Source organism: Gluconobacter sp. Gdi, from assembly GCF_014132155.1.
Lineage (GTDB): Bacteria > Pseudomonadota > Alphaproteobacteria > Acetobacterales > Acetobacteraceae > Gluconobacter.
On record NZ_BLJQ01000001.1, the window covers coordinates 450,580 to 466,238 of the forward strand.

General features: G+C 56.6%; 17 protein-coding genes. 16 read left to right on the top strand and 1 reads right to left on the bottom strand.

The annotated features are described in order from the left end of the window. The first annotated feature begins 78 nt into the window (after nt 1-78). The 13 genes from bamA (at nt 79) to argB (ending at nt 11,803) form a co-directional block, all read left to right on the top strand. Nucleotides 79-2,553, top strand: coding sequence for an outer membrane protein assembly factor BamA (gene bamA / locus JN414_RS02035; RefSeq protein WP_202206473.1), 2,475 nt, complete (start codon nt 79-81; stop codon nt 2,551-2,553). A gap of 58 nt (nt 2,554-2,611) precedes the next feature. Next, a complete protein-coding gene (locus JN414_RS02040; RefSeq protein WP_202206474.1) occupies nt 2,612-3,523 on the top strand; it encodes an OmpH family outer membrane protein in 912 nt (303 codons plus the stop codon). Nucleotides 3,524-3,534: 11 nt separating this feature from the next. After that, on the top strand, nt 3,535-4,596 hold the full coding sequence (gene lpxD / locus JN414_RS02045; protein WP_202206475.1) for a UDP-3-O-(3-hydroxymyristoyl)glucosamine N-acyltransferase: 1,062 nt from the start codon (nt 3,535-3,537) through the stop codon (nt 4,594-4,596). Between the two features lie 102 nt (nt 4,597-4,698). Next, nucleotides 4,699-5,217 (top strand): 3-hydroxyacyl-ACP dehydratase FabZ, encoded by a 519-nt coding sequence (gene fabZ, locus JN414_RS02050; protein WP_202206476.1) that lies wholly within the window; start codon nt 4,699-4,701, stop codon nt 5,215-5,217. 4 nt (nt 5,218-5,221) lie between these two features. Beyond that, nucleotides 5,222-6,079, top strand: coding sequence for an acyl-ACP--UDP-N-acetylglucosamine O-acyltransferase (gene lpxA / locus JN414_RS02055; protein WP_202206477.1), 858 nt, complete (start codon nt 5,222-5,224; stop codon nt 6,077-6,079). A 2-nt stretch (nt 6,080-6,081) separates the two neighbouring features. After that, nucleotides 6,082-6,927, top strand: coding sequence for an LpxI family protein (locus JN414_RS02060; RefSeq protein WP_211497801.1), 846 nt, complete (start codon nt 6,082-6,084; stop codon nt 6,925-6,927). After that, complete coding sequence (gene gloA, locus JN414_RS02065) at nt 6,924-7,313, top strand: lactoylglutathione lyase (protein ID WP_202206478.1); 390 nt, start codon at nt 6,924-6,926, stop codon at nt 7,311-7,313. Before JN414_RS02060 ends, gloA begins: the two co-directional genes overlap by 4 nt. A 335-nt stretch (nt 7,314-7,648) precedes the next feature. Next, the gene (rpmH, locus tag JN414_RS02070) at nt 7,649-7,783 is read left to right on the top strand and encodes a 50S ribosomal protein L34 (protein ID WP_202206479.1); all 135 of its coding nucleotides are present in this window, start codon (nt 7,649-7,651) and stop codon (nt 7,781-7,783) included. Further along, nucleotides 7,780-8,127, top strand: coding sequence for a ribonuclease P protein component (gene rnpA, locus JN414_RS02075; protein ID WP_202206787.1), 348 nt, complete (start codon nt 7,780-7,782; stop codon nt 8,125-8,127). Before rpmH ends, rnpA begins: the two co-directional genes overlap by 4 nt. Next, nucleotides 8,124-8,372, top strand: a complete 249-nt coding sequence (yidD, locus tag JN414_RS02080; protein WP_086634463.1) for a membrane protein insertion efficiency factor YidD — start codon at nt 8,124-8,126, stop codon at nt 8,370-8,372. The genes rnpA and yidD overlap by 4 nt, the downstream gene beginning before the upstream one ends. 90 nt (nt 8,373-8,462) lie before the next feature. Then, entirely contained in the window at nt 8,463-10,184 is a 1,722-nt protein-coding gene (gene yidC / locus JN414_RS02085; protein WP_202206480.1) for a membrane protein insertase YidC, read from the top strand. 6 nt (nt 10,185-10,190) lie between these two features. Beyond that, nucleotides 10,191-10,871 carry a ribosome biogenesis GTP-binding protein YihA/YsxC gene (gene yihA, locus JN414_RS02090; protein WP_064273916.1) on the top strand — a complete coding sequence of 227 codons (681 nt, stop codon included), beginning with the start codon at nt 10,191-10,193 and terminating at the stop codon, nt 10,869-10,871. Then, on the top strand, nt 10,868-11,803 hold the full coding sequence (argB, locus tag JN414_RS02095; RefSeq protein ID WP_202206481.1) for an acetylglutamate kinase: 936 nt from the start codon (nt 10,868-10,870) through the stop codon (nt 11,801-11,803). Before yihA ends, argB begins: the two co-directional genes overlap by 4 nt. A 6-nt stretch (nt 11,804-11,809) precedes the next feature. Here the strand turns inward: argB and JN414_RS02100 are convergent, their stop codons facing one another. Next, complete coding sequence (locus tag JN414_RS02100; protein WP_237389831.1) at nt 11,810-12,694, bottom strand: diguanylate cyclase domain-containing protein; 885 nt, start codon at nt 12,692-12,694, stop codon at nt 11,810-11,812. A gap of 368 nt (nt 12,695-13,062) precedes the next feature. Here JN414_RS02100 and dapD point away from each other — a divergent pair, with 368 nt between their 5' ends. From dapD to JN414_RS02115, 3 genes are read left to right on the top strand one after another with little or no spacing between them, the layout of a single operon-like run. After that, nucleotides 13,063-13,893 (top strand): 2,3,4,5-tetrahydropyridine-2,6-dicarboxylate N-succinyltransferase, encoded by an 831-nt coding sequence (gene dapD / locus JN414_RS02105; protein WP_099211095.1) that lies wholly within the window; start codon nt 13,063-13,065, stop codon nt 13,891-13,893. Between the two features lie 3 nt (nt 13,894-13,896). Continuing rightward, nucleotides 13,897-15,042, top strand: coding sequence for a succinyl-diaminopimelate desuccinylase (gene dapE, locus JN414_RS02110; RefSeq protein WP_202206483.1), 1,146 nt, complete (start codon nt 13,897-13,899; stop codon nt 15,040-15,042). Between the two features lie 38 nt (nt 15,043-15,080). Further along, a complete protein-coding gene (locus JN414_RS02115; RefSeq protein WP_202206484.1) occupies nt 15,081-15,659 on the top strand; it encodes a hypothetical protein in 579 nt (192 codons plus the stop codon).

Genomic DNA, 15,659 nt, shown 5'->3' on the forward strand with positions numbered 1-15,659 from the left:
TCAGGCGCCTGCAAAAAATCTGTTACAAGGAAAACCGGTTTGTCAGGATCACGGTCAAGAGGTTCCCGGTCCCCGAACATGCGCTTGATGCTGCTGGCATCTGCATGTCTTCTCCCGACCGCTCTCGGTGTGGCGGAGGCCCGTTCTGCTCGTCAGCACCAGACATCAGGTGCAACCTCAGGCAACAACGTGATCCAGGCCATTTCGGTCACTGGTAACACGCGTATCGAGACCAGCACGGTCCTGTCGTACATGGTTGCCCAGCCAGGTGACTCGTTCAACCAGGACGATCTGGATCGCTCCCTGAAGACGCTCTATGCAACGGGCCTTTTCAAGGACGTTACCCTTCACCGTGAGGGCAATACTCTCCTGGTGAATCTGGTTGAGAACCCGATCGTCAATCGCATTGTCTTTGAAGGGAATCACGCCCTGAAGGATGAAGATCTCCGCAAGGAAATCAGTCTTCGTCCCCGTGCAGTGTTTTCCTCACAGACCACGGCTGCTGATCGTCAGAAGATCCTGAACCAGTATGCGGGCAAGGCGCGTTTCGGGGCGACTGTAACGCCGCAGATCATCAAGCTTTCTCATAATCGCGTGGATGTTGTCTTCAAGATCAACGAGGCTCAGCAGACGCTGATCCATAAGATCGTCTTTGTTGGCAATCATGCGTTCAGTGAAGCCCGTCTGGCTCAGGTGATTTCGTCCAAAGAGAACACCTGGTATCGCTTCTTCTCATCTTCTGATGAGTATAATCCTGAGCGTATCAAGTATGACGCAGAGTTGCTGCGCCGCTTCTACCTTCACAACGGATTTGTCGATTTCCACATGATCGACGCGACGGGCGAGCTTTCTCCCGATCACAAGTCTTTCTACGTGACGTTCACCATCCATGAAGGTGAGCAGTATCGCATCGGCAAGATGGACGTTCGTTCCACGGTGCGTCGCGTCACGCCGGAAATGATGCGCAAGCACATCGAGCTGTTCAAGCATCAGATCTATGATGGAACTGCCATCCAGCATAACACCACGAACATGCAGGAGTGGTTGCAGGCTCAGGGGCATCCGTTTGCGATGGTGCGCTCTGAAATTGCCCGTAATCCGGAAAAGCGGATTGTTGACCTTCTGTTCGATGTGACTGAAGGGCCGCATGTTTATGTCGAGCGTATCGACATCAACGGCAACACGATCACCCGGGATAATGTGATCCGACGCAATCTGCCCATGGCAGAGGGCGACCCGTATACCCCGTTTGACAAGAAGTATTCCAAGCTGGCCCTTCAGGACCTCGGATATTTCAGCACGGTGTCTGTTGATCAGACGCAGGGCTCCGCTCCTGACCGTGTGAACGTGTCTGCCAACGTGGTCGAGAAGCCGACTGGTGAGTTCTCACTGGGTGGTGGTTACTCCACAGACGTTGGTGTGCTGGGTAATGCGTCCATCAAGCAGCACAACATGCTTGGCACGGGTATCGACGCCGGTATCTCGGGTACGGTTGCGTACTATGAGAAGCAGGCTGACATCTCCATTACGGATCCGTACTTCCTGAACCGTAACCTGGTTGCTGGCGCTGATTTCTACTTCATCCAGAATAACTACCAGACGTATCAGAGCTATAAAGAATCCCAGTACGGTATGAGCCTGCGTCTGGGGTATGCGTATAACCGCTATCTGTCGCAGTCCTTTAGCTACACGCTGGTCGATCGTCAGGTTGGCAACTTCTATGATGCGAAGACCGTGGCTGAGAACCCGGATTACATTGAATGGGTTCCATCCAAGTATGTTCGTGACTCAGCCGGCTGGTCCGTCCTCTCGCAGCTCAGCACCTCTCTGACGTATGATCGCCGTGATCGACGCATGAACCCTCATGACGGGTACATGATGAAAGTCGGTGGTGATTTTGCTGGTCTGGGCGGCGATGCGAAGTACTATCGCGTCAAGGCTGACGGTGCATATTATCTGCCGCTCGACCAGCTTACAGGTAGCCACGACTGGACCCTTCAGTTCAAGGGTGGCGTCGGTTACATGGGCGACTGGAGTGACTCCGGGCGCCGTAACATCATCGATAACTTCTACCTGGGTGGTGAAAACCTGCGAGGCTTCTTGCAGGGTGGTGTTGGCCCGCGTTCGGGGCATATCTGCACCACCGCACAGCGGACTTCGAGCGGATCTTGCCCGACACTCGCCTATCTCCCACGGGCAGGTCAGGAAGATCTGTTGGGTGGCCGTTTCATGTATACGGCTTCTGCACAGCTTAACTTTCCGATGCCAATGGGTGACGATCTTGGAATTTCCGGTCGTTACTTTGTGGACGCGGGTAGTCTTTCCAGTGTTCGCGTAAAGCAGAAATATACGGATTACTCACGCCGCGACCAGTCGGGCTACGAATACACCCCGATCACGGGTGACACCATGATCCCGCGTGTTTCCACGGGCCTCGGTATCTCCTGGAAGAGCCCATTCGGCCTTGTGAATATTGATGGTGCCATACCGCTGCGTAAGGAGAAGGGCGATCGTCTTTACCCGCTGCGCTTTGGCTTTGGGCAGCAGTTCTAAGAACTGCGTGTCTGACTTCGAGCTCCAAGCACTTCCATCCCCTTTCCCAGAGGTGGTTATGACCTTTATTTCCCTGATGCGCCCGGCCTCGGTCGGTGCGCTTCTGGCTGCGACGGTTCTTGCTGTTGCACCCGCTGCTCACGCCCAGGCCGCCAACAACGGTGGATGGTTTGTTCCCAAGGCCGCACATCCGGATGCACCGGCTGCTGCACGTCCGGCACCTCGCCGCAGTGTGCCCATGGCTGAGGCGCCTGTTGAAGACGAGCAGGCTGCTCCGAATGCACAGCAGGCTCCCCCGGTTCTGCCGTTGCCGCCGATCCCTAATCCGCCAACTGTTGCGAAGGGCGCTGCGCCACCAGCTGCAGTCATTGGTGTGATCAATGTTCAGGCTGTCATGCAGATGTCGTCTGCTGCGCAGGAGATCCAGCAGGTTCTTGGCGCACGTCGTGACAAGCTGGCACAGGCTGTGCAGCGTGAAGAGGGTGCGTGGCGTGGTGAGCAGCAGAAGCTGCAATCCGAAGCCCGCAGTCTTACAGCTGACCAGATCCAGCTTCGTGAGCGCCATCTTCAGGAGCGTCGCGCCAAGGATCAGCGAGATTTTGGTAATCAGGCTCGTATTGTTCAGGAAGCTGCGCAGGTTGCCTTCCACCAGATCGAGCGTGAGCTTGAACAGGGTAACGGCATCATTGCCGCGGTTGCCGGTGCGCATAACATGAACCTGGTTCTGCATGCCGAGCAGGTTGTGCTGCATGTGGGCGAGCAGGACATCACGGAAGAAGTGGCAAACCAGCTGAACAAGACGCTGCCGCACGTGTTTATTCCTGACGAAGGCGTGGATCCTGAGCAACTCGCCAAGTCTGGCAAGATGCCAACGACGGCAGACGAACAGCGTGCGCCGCAGGGTCCTGAACAGGCAGCGCCAGCTTCGGCTCCCGCGCAGCCTGAGTCCGTTCTCCGGCAGCATCGCTGAGGCCTGATCCCGTGGCTGATAAGGTACTCACCGAAAACCGACCTGGTGATGAGCGCTTCTTCCTGAGAGCTGGACCTTTTGGTCTGGCTCATCTTGCGGAAGTATCGGGAAGCGAGGTTCGTCCTGCTGCTGAAGGGCAGGAGGATCCAGTCAGTTTCCGCGGGGTTGCCCCATTGCACGTTGCGGGACCGGAAGACGTGAGTTTTCTGGATAATCGCCGCTACCTGCCTCTTCTGGAAAAAACGCGTGCAGGGGTGGTCATTCTTGCGCCGGCTTTTGCCGACAAGCTGCCAGCACATACGGCGGGCCTTGTCTGCAAAACGCCCTACCTTGCATGGGCACGCATTGCAGCGCTCTTTCATCCTGCACCGTCATCGACGGGTGTTCGTCATCCTTCGGCTTATGTCAGTGAGACAGCTGAGATCGGTGAGAATGTCGAGATTGGGGCTTTCGCTGTTGTCGAAGACGGCGCGAAAATTGGCTCGGGCACACTGATTGGTGCGCATGCCGTGATTGGTCGGAGTGTCGAGATCGGTGAGCGTTGCCGCATTGGCAGCCATGTCAGTCTGACGCACGCCCGTGTCGGGAACCGGGTAACATTGTATCCCGGCGCGCGCATTGGTCAGGACGGATTTGGTTTTGCTGTCGGTCCTGCTGGTTTCGAGACCGTGCCGCAGCTTGGTCTGGTTGTCATTGAGGACGACGTTGAGATCGGTGCTAACTCAACGATTGATCGTGGCTCCATGCGCGATACGATCATTGGGGCAGGCACGCGGATCGATAATCTGGTTCAGATCGGACACAATGCCCAGCTCGGAAAATGCTGCATTGTTGTTTCGCAGGCTGGTATTTCCGGCTCGACCGAGCTTGGCGATTTCGTCACGATCGCTGCTCAGGCCGGCCTGATCGGTCACATCAAGATTGGTGACAAGGCCCGTGTTGGGGCTCAGTGCGGTGTCATGTCTGACGTGGATGCGGGAGCGGATGTTATCGGTAGCCCCGCCATGCCCTTCCGGGAATTCTTCCGGAACGTAGCCACTTTGCGGAAGCTCTCCCGCAAAAGCGGCGACTGACCTTTCCGGTGACGGATGGTATCCCGTAGCCAGTTTTGCTAAGGGAGGCCATCCGCACTGCTCGGAGAGCAGAAAACTGACAAAATTTTCCCTTAGAAGGGCATGGTGAACAAAATGGATCGAGTGGACGCTCCGGCTGAAAAGACGACCCCGGCAGAAGGGGCTTCGGGAACGCATCAGGTTCCTGAGAGCATCGACATTCTGCAGATCATGCAGGCGATCCCTCATCGCTATCCGTTCCTGCTGATCGACAAGATGCAGGAAATCAAGGCTGGTGAGTCCGCTGTTGGCATCAAGAACGTCACAGTGAACGAGCCCTTCTTTCAGGGGCATTTTCCTTCCCATCCGGTGATGCCTGGCGTTCTGATCATCGAAGCCATGGCTCAGACAGCTGCGACGCTTGTTGTCCTGACGCTTGGCAAGGCCTTCGAAGGGAAGCTGGTATATTTCATGACCATTGAAGGCGCCAAGTTCCGCCGTCCGGTTGGGCCGGGTGATCAGCTTCGTATTGAAGTGGTCAAAGAGCGGTCGCGGGCGAATGTCTGGAAATTCAAGGGCATTGCACGTGTTGACGGCGTTGCCGTTGCAGAGGCAACCTTCAGTGCCATGATCATGGGCTGAACTGATGCAGATTGCAGGAAAACGATCCGATAGCGCTGAGATTCACGCGACTGCTCTTGTCGATGAACGTGCCCGAATTGGGGAAAATGTTCGCATTGGCCCGTGGTGCATCGTCGGGCCTCACGTGACACTTGGCGACGGTGTGCACCTGCATGCTTCGGTGATTGTCGATGGGCACACGACCCTTCGTGAGGAAGTAGAAGTCTATCCCTTCGTCACGATCGGCATGGCACCGCAGGATCTCAAATACGCTGGAGAGCCGACGCTCTGCGAGATCGGTGCGAGAACGATCATCCGTGAAAACGTTACCATTCATCGTGGAACGGCGCAGGGACATGCACTGACGAAAATTGGCGCGTCCTGCCTGATCATGGCAAATGCTCATGTGGCGCATGACTGTGTTCTCGGTGATCGTGTGATCATCGTGAACAATGTTGTCATGGGCGGCCATGTCGAGATTGCTGACGATGCAAAGGTGATGGGATCAGCAGCGCTCCATCAGTTCGTGCGCATTGGTCGCGGCGCTGTCGTAGGTGGCGTCTGTGGCGTCGAAATGGATGTCATCCCCTACGGAAGTGTTCTCGGGAATCGTGCCCGTCTGGTCGGACTGAACTGGATCGGGCTGAAGCGCTCTGGCGTCGGCCCGGAAGAAATGCAGGCCATGCGTCGCGCCTTTCGGACACTCTACCCTCGGCATGGCAGCACGGAGGTTGTGCTGGAAGCCCGCATTGCAGATGTACGGCGGGAGTATGGTCATTTGCCGCGTATTGCTGAGATGCTGGACTTTATGGAAGCGCCAAGCCGCCGCGGGCTGACACGTGTGGCCCGTAATGAGGGGCTTTCCGAAACCGAAGGGGCCTGAGCGTGATGGGGGCAGGTTGCGTCGGTATTCTGGCCGGGGCGGGCCCCTTGCCTGCAAAGGTCGCTGCGGCTGCCCTGGAAAAGGGAAAGTCGGTTTTTGTGGTCGGCTTTCGTGATTTTGCGGACATGGCCCGTCTGGCACCTTATCCACATGAAATCATCCGCCTTGCTGCTGTAGGAGAAATCTTGGCAGCCCTTAAAAAGCATGGATGCCGGGAACTGGTTCTGATCGGACCGGTTCGACGCCCTGCGTGGCGTGACCTTCGCCCTGATGCGGAAGGGGCGCGTGTTCTTGCACGTTTGGGACGTGCGATCTTCCTTGGCGATGACGGGCTTCTCGGAGCAGTTGTGCGCGTGCTCGGGGAAGAAGGGTTCATTGTTCGCGGCGCCCACGAATTCCTTGATCATGCGACCGGTAAGAGCGGGACGCTTGGTCGCGTTGTGCCAGACGAACAGGCGCGTCAGGACATAGCACGTGGTGTTCAGGTGCTGCGGGCCATGGCTGCGCTGGATATTGGGCAGGGGTGTGTCGTTCAGAGCGGTCTGGTTCTGGCTGTCGAAGCTCTTGAGGGCACGGATGCCATGCTGGGACGCTGCGGCAAACTGATGCAGGCTGGCAGTGGCGGCGTTCTTATCAAAATGCCCAAAAGCGGACAGGACCTGAGGGCAGATATGCCGACAATAGGTCCTGAGACGCTGGAAAATGCGGCCCGGAACGGATTGAGGGGCGTTGCGTTTCAGCCTGGTGTCACGTTGTTGACAGACCCTGACCGCTGCGTCGCCTTGGCTGACCGATACGGGCTATTCCTTTACGGGCTGACAAGCGAAGATCTGAAAGAAGAAAAATGAGCACATTTCTGCACACGATGGTTCGTATTCGAGACATTGATCGCAGTCTGGCGTTCTACAGCCTTCTTGGCATGAAAGAACTGCGCCGCAAGGAAGTTCGTGAAGGCCGTTACACACTCGTTTTCATTGGATTCGCTGATAATGAGAACGGACAGGCTGAAATTGAGCTGACCTATAACTGGGATCAGGAAACGGATTACGACGTCGGCACGGGATTCGGCCATTTTGCGATTGGCGTCTCGGATGTGGCCGCGCTTGTAGAGGCTGTCCGGATTGGTGGCGGCAAAGTGACCCGTGAAGCCGGGCCACTGAAGTTCGGCACGATCATCATTGCCTTCGTGGAAGATCCAGACGGCTACAAGATTGAGCTTATTGAGAAGAAGTAGGTTTCTTCAGGAGGCGCAGTGCTTTTTCCAGCGCCTCGACAATTGTTCCTGCATGTTTTCTGACGGATTCGTCTGAATGGGATGTCAAGATGTCCGCACACAGCATCGCCGGGGACAGGGCATTTCGCAGATCATGTCGAAATGCCTTGGAGTCGTCAGTTGATGACGGTGGCGGAGCGGGATTTTGGCTCATATCCTTAAGTTCCTGAGAGTGTAGCATTGACAGGGAAGGGTCGGGTGAGTACAAGCCCGGGTCTCATTCACCGGGCGTTTCGTGCGCCCGATCGACGCGGATGTCCAGAGAGGCGTCTGCATGGTTTTAAAGGATCGATGTCATGAAGCGCACGTATCAACCCTCCAAGCTGGTTCGTAAGCGTCGTCACGGTTTCCGTGCACGCACTGCTACAGTCGGTGGCCGCCGCGTGCTGGCAAACCGTCGCACCAAGGGCCGCTCGAAGCTCTCCGCCTGAGCCAGAACCACACAGCTGGCCGCCTGAAAAAGCGGCCGCAGTTTCTGCGTGTTGCCGGGAAGGGACATAAGGTCGCTACCCCGGGAATGGTTGTGCAGATGCTGCAGGATGATAGCCAGCCTGATAGCCGTGTCGGCTTTACCGTCACGAAAAAGGTTGGAAACTCTGTCATCCGCAACCGCACAAAACGCCGCCTCCGAGAGGCGTTGCGTCTTGTAGCGCGTGAGGACGGTCTTCCTTCGGGAGACTTTGTCCTGATCGGCCGTGATGGTACGCGCCGACGAGAATTTTCCCTTCTTCAGGATGATCTTCGTAAAGCGCTCCGCAAGGGCTTGGAAAAATGACACGCCTTTTCAATAAGGCTGTCACTGTCTTCCTGCTTGCGTTGATCGACGCTTACAAGCTGTTCATCAGTCCCTATCTGGGTCGAAACTGTCGTTTCGAACCGGGGTGCAGCACCTATGCCATCATGGCAATCAAAGGGCATGGGCCTGTTCGGGGCGGCTGGCTGGCATTGAAGAGAATCCTCCGCTGTCACCCCTGGTCAAAAGGGGGATGTGACCTCCCGCCCGAGGCTCATCGGCATTAAAAACGCGTGCGCCTATTGTTTTGGTAACGGTTTTCGGCCACTTGAGGCTCAGCATTCCTCCGTTAGAGACGAAAGACCGGCATCAGCCCGATGGAAATCAAGCGCATCATTGCGGCCATTATCCTCTCGGCCCTCATCCTGATCGGTTTCGACTATTTCATGCCGAAACCCCGTCCGGACAGTCATCCGGCTGTGACGCAAACCACTGCGACACAGTCTCCGTCCACTCCGGCTGTTGCTGGTCCGGCTCCGGCCTCGCCTGAACCGGAAGTGGTCGCTCGTCGCATTGCGATTACCAGCGACGACGTGCAGGGCTCCCTGAACCTCAAGGGTGCGCTTCTGGATGATGCGGTGCTGACGAAGTACCGTGCCACTCTTGCAAAGGACAGTCCGCTTGTCCGTCTGCTGGACAAGCCCGGCAGCGAGCATCCGAACTTCTTCGTAATTGGCTGGAGCAACGCTCCGGGGTCCAATGCGAAGGTTCCGGATCTGAACACGGTCTGGACCAGTGCGGACGAGGCACTCTCTCCTGGTCATCCGGTCACGCTGACATGGGATAACGGCGAAGGTCTGATTTTCTCGATCTACCTTTCAGTTGATGAGCATTATATGTTCTCGGCTGTGCAGTCGGTGGAGAATCATTCCTCCCAGCCTGTTGCGCTGCTTCCGTTCCAGCGTGTGCAGCGTGACTATCAGGCTCCGGAAGGTTTCTGGACGGCACATGAAGGCCCTATTGCTGTCATGGACGGTCGCCTGAACGACGAGACCTACAAAAATGTTCGTAAGGGCGCTGAGCATCCTGACCACACGTTCTGGGCCAAGGGTGGTACAGGTGGCTGGGGCGGTATCAGCGACAAGTACTGGTTGACGGCCGTTGCACCTGACGCCACGTCTTCTGTGACGGCGAGCTTTGCTTACGTTCCGGAACATGCAGGGTCCTATCGTATCAGCTTCGTGTCTCAGGCTCCGCAGCAGATCATGCCGAATGGCACTGTTACGCAGACGAGCCATCTTTTTGCTGGTGCAAAGGTGCCAAGCCTTCTGCAGGCTTACAGCAGCAACCTGCACATTACGGACCTCGACAAAGCCATCGACTTTGGGTGGTTCAGCTTTCTGACGCGTCCGATCCTGTATCTGCTGCACTGGCTGTATCTGCATCTGGGCAATTTCGGTCTGGCGCTGATGGCGCTGACGCTGATCGTCAAGATTGTGCTCTTCCCGCTTGCGTCCAAGGCGGCAGGATCTTCAGCGCGCATGCGTCTGCTAGCTCCGAAGATCAAGGAGATCCGTGAGAAGAACAAGGACGACCCGATGGTGATGAACCAGAAGGTCATGGCGCTCTACCGCGAAGAGGGTGTTAGCCCTGCCAGTGGGTGCCTTCCTGTTCTGATCCAGGCTCCGATCTTCTTCTGCCTCTACAAGATGCTGAACATCAGCATTGACGAGCGTCATGCACCGTTCTTCGGCTGGATTCATGATCTGTCTGTCCCAGATCCGACGAACATTTTTAACCTGTTTGGTCTGATCCCCTTTGACCCGACCGTGTATTTTTCCTTCCTGCATGTCAGCATCTGGGGTGCTGCGCTAGGCGTGACCTTCTGGTTGCTTCAGCGGCAGACGATGGTCAGCATGGACCCGGCTCAGGCCCGCATCATGCAGTTCATGCCGCTGGTCTACGTGTTCGTGATGTCCAACTTCCCGGCCAGCCTTCTGGTTTACTATACGTGGAACAACCTGCTGACGTTCGCCCAGCAGTCCTTCATTCAGAGCCGTGCCAAGCTGCCGGTTCCTGTCACTAAAAGTGGACGCTGAGACACCATGAAAGAAGCCGCTGGCCCTCCTACCCCTGAGCAGATTGAAGACGGTCGCCTGCTGTTCGCAGGGGAGTGCGAGTTCTTCTTCGGCTCGCAGAAGATCGATCAGCTTCCGCCGGTTGGTCGACCGGAAGTTGCTTTTGCCGGGCGTTCCAATGTTGGCAAGTCCAGCATCATCAACGCTTTGACCGGGCGTCGTGCGCTGGCGAGAGCATCTTCAGAACCGGGGCGCACCAAGCAACTCAACTTTTTCAATCTCGCTGACCGTATTTCTCTTGTGGATATGCCTGGTTACGGGTTCGCTAAAGCTGCGAAATCCGTCAAGGAAGACTGGCAGAACATGATGTTCGCCTATCTTCGTGGGCGAACCACGCTGGCCCGCGTCATTCTGCTTCTGGATGCGCGGATTGAGATCAAGCAGTCCGACAGGGACGTTATGGATCTGTTGGGGCGTGCGGCTGTGGTGTTCCAGATTGTTCTGACCAAATGCGATCAGGTTCGGCCGACGGCACTGAAAGCCAAAATTGCGGAAGTTGAAGCGCTCGCGCTCAAACAGGCTGCGGCCTACCCGCGGATTGTCTGCACCAGCAGTCAGACCGGGGAAGGCATTGAAGATCTTCGGGCAGAGATTGCCCGTTTCGCAGATCCTGTTCAGACCTCAGGGGAAGGAGATGTCCGGCCATGAGCAAAAAGACCCACAGTGAAAAATTGCCGGAAATTCCCCCGGCCGTTAATATGGATGATGCCCAGCAGCAGGCTGCTATTCTTGCGAGTGCACTGCCATTTCTGCGCCGTTATGCCGGGGACACGATCGTTGTGAAATACGGCGGTCATGCAATGGGTGAGGGCAAGCTGGCCAGTGCATTTGGATATGACATTGCGCTTCTGAAGCTCGTAGGGATTAATCCGATCGTTGTGCATGGCGGTGGCCCGCAGATCAGCTCCATGCTGGATCGTCTCCACATCCGCTCACAGTTCGTGGATGGTCTGCGCGTTACGGATAGTGCCATGGTCGATGTGATCGAGATGGTTCTGGCTGGAAGTGTGAACAAGCAGGTTGCGCAGCTCATCAACAGTGCTGGTGCTATGGCTGTTGGAATTTCGGGTAAGGATGGAAGTCTTATTCAGGCTCGTAAACTGACCCGCACGCGGCGTGATCCGGATAGCCAGATCGAGAGTATTATCGATCTTGGTTTCGTGGGACAGCCGGAGAAGATTGATCCGCGCGTTCTTTATGCTTTGCTCGGATCAGGCCTTATTCCTGTCATTGCGCCTGTGGGTGCGGGCGAAAATGGCGAAACCTACAATATCAATGCCGATACGGCAGCAGGTGCCATTGCCGGTGCAGTTCATGCATCTCGCCTGCTGATGCTGACGGACGTTCCGGGCGTGCTGGATCGTGACGGCAAGCTGATTGAAGAGCTGAGTGCGGAAGAAGCACGCAATCTCATCAAGGATGGCACGATCTCCGGAGGGATGATCCCGAAGGTCGAAACCTGTCTGGATGCTGTGCAGAGCGGCGCCAAGGCTGCAGTTATTCTTGACGGTCGTGTTCCTCACACCTGCCTTCTGGAACTCTTTACCAGAGCAGGCCCCGGCACTCTTATCAAAGCCTGATCCGGCTTATGGCGCTTCGTGTGAGAAGCGCCATTTTTTTTGCTCTTCTTCTCCGGTCTGGAGAGCCTGACTGGCTCTTTCCAGAAGATTGTCTGCCGTGTTTTCCGGATCGTTCGCTTCTCGGCACATCAGTCCGATGTGTAGTGGAAGGTGCACCGGTGGGTTTATCAGGATCGGAATGCCATGCGCCGTCATCCGTTCGGCACGCTCAGCCATGGCAAAACGATCCCCTCCATCCAGCCAAAGCGCAAACATGTTGCCGCTAAGCCGCGCAATAGCGTCGGTTGGACGCACGGCCTTGCGGAGTAAAGCAATGCATTGTGTGAGCGCCTCTTCTCCTGCCTGAAATCCATGCGTTTGGGTTGTTTCGCTCAGGCCGGGAACGTGCGCGATCATAAGGGTCGCCGCGAGGCAGTCTCGATCCAGGCGCGGAATGCGCCGCTCCATTTCCTGTTTCAAGCCTTCCCAGTTCAGAAGGTTGGACGAGAGATCATAGTGAGCGCCCTTTAGGACGTTTCTGTGAAGCCCTTCAGCATCCTGCAACGTTGCAATGACTGTCAGCAGAGTGCGAAGAAGATCAGTTTCATCTGCTGACCATGATGTTTTTTTCCAGCATAGAAGGCCAAAAGGAGCCTGGCTTCTGATGGGTTCGCAGATCAGGAGCGCATGATGGACCCCTGAGGAAAACTGGATGACGTGTTGCTCGAGCATGAGCCCACATTTCTGTAATTCGCCTTGAAACCCCTCGGGAAGCGGGGCGGACTGATGCAAGGCCACGCTATGATCGGAAGGTGTAAAGGCGCTGAAGAGCAGGCAGTCCGCTTCAAGCGCTTCCTGTACCTTGGTGAGGGCTGCTGCGATGCCAAGTCGGGGAAGAATGGCGCTGCGCATGCAGGCCAGATTCTCTCTCAGGAGCTGAAAGGTTTGATGGGAAGTCGGCTCCGGCACCGGAGGGGGAGGGCTTTTCAGGCCAATGTCATGCATTGCCGCAAAGGATCCATGATTTTGCGGCTGAACGTGCCGCATCGTTGAAGCGATAAATGTGCTGCGTCGTGAATCGATGTGAGAACACGGTCTGGCGCCTTTGGCTTTCCGGATCTTTTCCGGAGACGAAAGAGCTTGGATTTTTCATAGGATCAAAAGGTAAACAAAGCCTTAACGTTGGTCTGGATGATGCTCACAGGGAAAGAGCCGTTGACAGTCGGGACCGGGGACCGCATGGTCCGGCGGTTTTCTGCTCCTTTTCCGGATTGGTCCTGATGCCTCACGATACGCTCCGCACCGCTATTGACGCTCTTTGGGAGCGTCGCGCTACTCTGAACGCCCAGACAGAGGGAGAGGACCGCGAGGTCGTCGAAACCGCTCTCAAAGGGCTGGACGCTGGTACGCTGCGTGTTGCCGAGCCGAGCGAAGATGGCTGGGTTGTTCATGAATGGCTGAAGAAGGCTGTTCTGCTCTCATTCCGTCTGTACGACAGCCGCGTGATGGTGGGTGGATGTGGCGGTCAACCTGCTTTTGATAAGGTCCCGCTGAAGTTTGAAGGCTGGGATCAGTTCCGGTTTGCTGAAGCCGGTTTCCGTGCCGTTCCAGGTGCCATTGTTCGTCGCTCCGCGTTCATTGCGCCGAATGTTGTTCTGATGCCGAGCTTCGTGAACGTCGGTGCCCGTGTAGACAGCGGCACGATGGTCGATACTTGGGCGACAGTCGGTTCCTGCGCCCAGATTGGCAAGAACTGCCATATCAGCGGCGGTGCTGGCATCGGTGGCGTTCTTGAACCGCTTCAGGCTGCTCCCGTCATCATTGAAGATGACTGCTTCATCGGTGCCCGTTCGGAAGTTGCTGAAGGCGTGATCGTGGAGAAGGGCTCCGTCCTGTCCATGGGCGTGTTTATCGGTGCCTCCACGAAGATTGTGGACCGTGCGACGGGTGAAATCTTCATGGGACGTGTGCCAGCCTATTCTGTGGTTATCCCAGGCACGCTGCCGCCTAAGGAGCCAGGTCAGCCGTCCCTCGCATGTGCTGTAATCGTAAAGCGCGTTGACGAGCGTACGCGCTCCAAGACGTCCATCAACGAACTTCTGCGCGACTGATCCATGCCGTCCCCATCTTTTCCGACTGATCCTGTTGCCCTTGCGCAGGATCTGATCCGTTGCCAGTCCGTTACTCCAGCCGATGATGGAGCGCAGGCTCTTCTGGTATCGGTTCTGGAAGGGATGGGGTTCGAGGTGGTCCACCTGCCATTCGGGCCAGCGGACGCTCCTACGCCGAATTTTTACGCTAAAATTGGTATCGGGCGTCCGGTTCTCTGCTTTGCGGGCCATACGGATGTGGTTCCTCCCGGTGAAGGATGGGCACACGATCCTTTCGCAGCGCAGATCCAGGATGGTCGGCTGTATGGCCGTGGGATCGCGGACATGAAAGGCGGCGTGGCCTGTTCCGTGGCAGCCATCGCACGTTTTCTTCAGAACAATACCCTCAAAGGGTCAATTTCCCTGCTCATTACGGGTGATGAGGAAGGCCCGGCTCATTTCGGCACAAAGCCTGTCATTGAATGGCTGGCAGCGCGAAATGATGTGCCGGATTTCTGCCTTCTCGGAGAGCCCACAAATCCTTCGGCTCTGGGGGATACGATCAAGATTGGTCGTCGGGGCAGCATGAATGCAGAGATCGTGGTTCGGGGCGTGCAGGGGCACGTTGCCTATCCGCATCTGGCCGATAACCCCATCCACCGTCTCCTTCCGGCACTCGGTGAACTGACCGGACGCTGCCTAGATGAGGGAACGGAATGGTTCTCCCCGTCGTCATTGCAGGTCACGAGCGTTGACGTCGGCAATCCTGCGACGAACGTCATTCCTGCCGAGGCCAAGGCGCGCCTGAACATCCGGTTCAATGACTGTCATACTGGTGCGGCCCTGTCTGAGTGGATCCGCGAAGTTATCTCTCGTCATGCACCTGACAGCGAAGTTACGGTTTCCATCAGTGGGGAGGCGTTTCTGACGCAGCCGGGACCGGCAGTTCAATGTCTTGAGCGGGCTGTTCAGGATGTGACAGGGCGGCAGCCGAAACTCGATACGGGCGGAGGAACGTCTGATGCGCGCTTCATTTCGCAATACTGTGCTGTAGCAGAGTTCGGTCTGGTCGGAGCGACAATGCATAAGCGGGACGAGCATGTTGATGTCTCGACGCTTGAAGATCTGACGCAGATTTATCTGACGTTCATGGAAAGATTTGGCCTGTGACTCCAGACCGTCCAACCGGTATTCCCCCGATTGGAGGAATGAGTATCCCACTGGGCGTCTGGCTGCTGGGGCGCGGACGTGCGGTGGGGATCAACTGTTTCTCCCCCGGGGTTCAGCCGCTGATGGCGGCTCTGGCGCCCACCATTGCCATAACTCTCATCGAACTGGTCAGTGTCTTCCTGTTGCCCGCGGATCAACGGGAATTGCAGGCCATACGAGCATTGGTTCAGCTGGTTTGTCCCTTGCTTCAGCTCGTCGTCTCGGAACGCTATGCCGTGTTTGTAGGCCGGAAAGGCTTGTGGACCCGCTATGCGACGGCCTCGCTCTGGTGTGCGTGGCTACCGGTGATCATGATGATCATGGCCGAAGGCATCATGAGGATCATCATGCCTGCTGCTGCCTCGTCTTCTGCAGCGCTGGCTGGCGTCGCAGTGGGCGTGTGGCTCTATAGCCTGTGGCTGACCTGGTATGTCACGCGTGTTGGGCTTGTGATGACGGCATGGCAGTCTGTCATCATGACGGTGTTGCAGACTGTCAGCGTATTCCTTCTGATCGGCCTGCTGTTGCTGGTCCCACCGCATTACAACGCAATAGCGGATCTGTTTGGGGCACCCTGA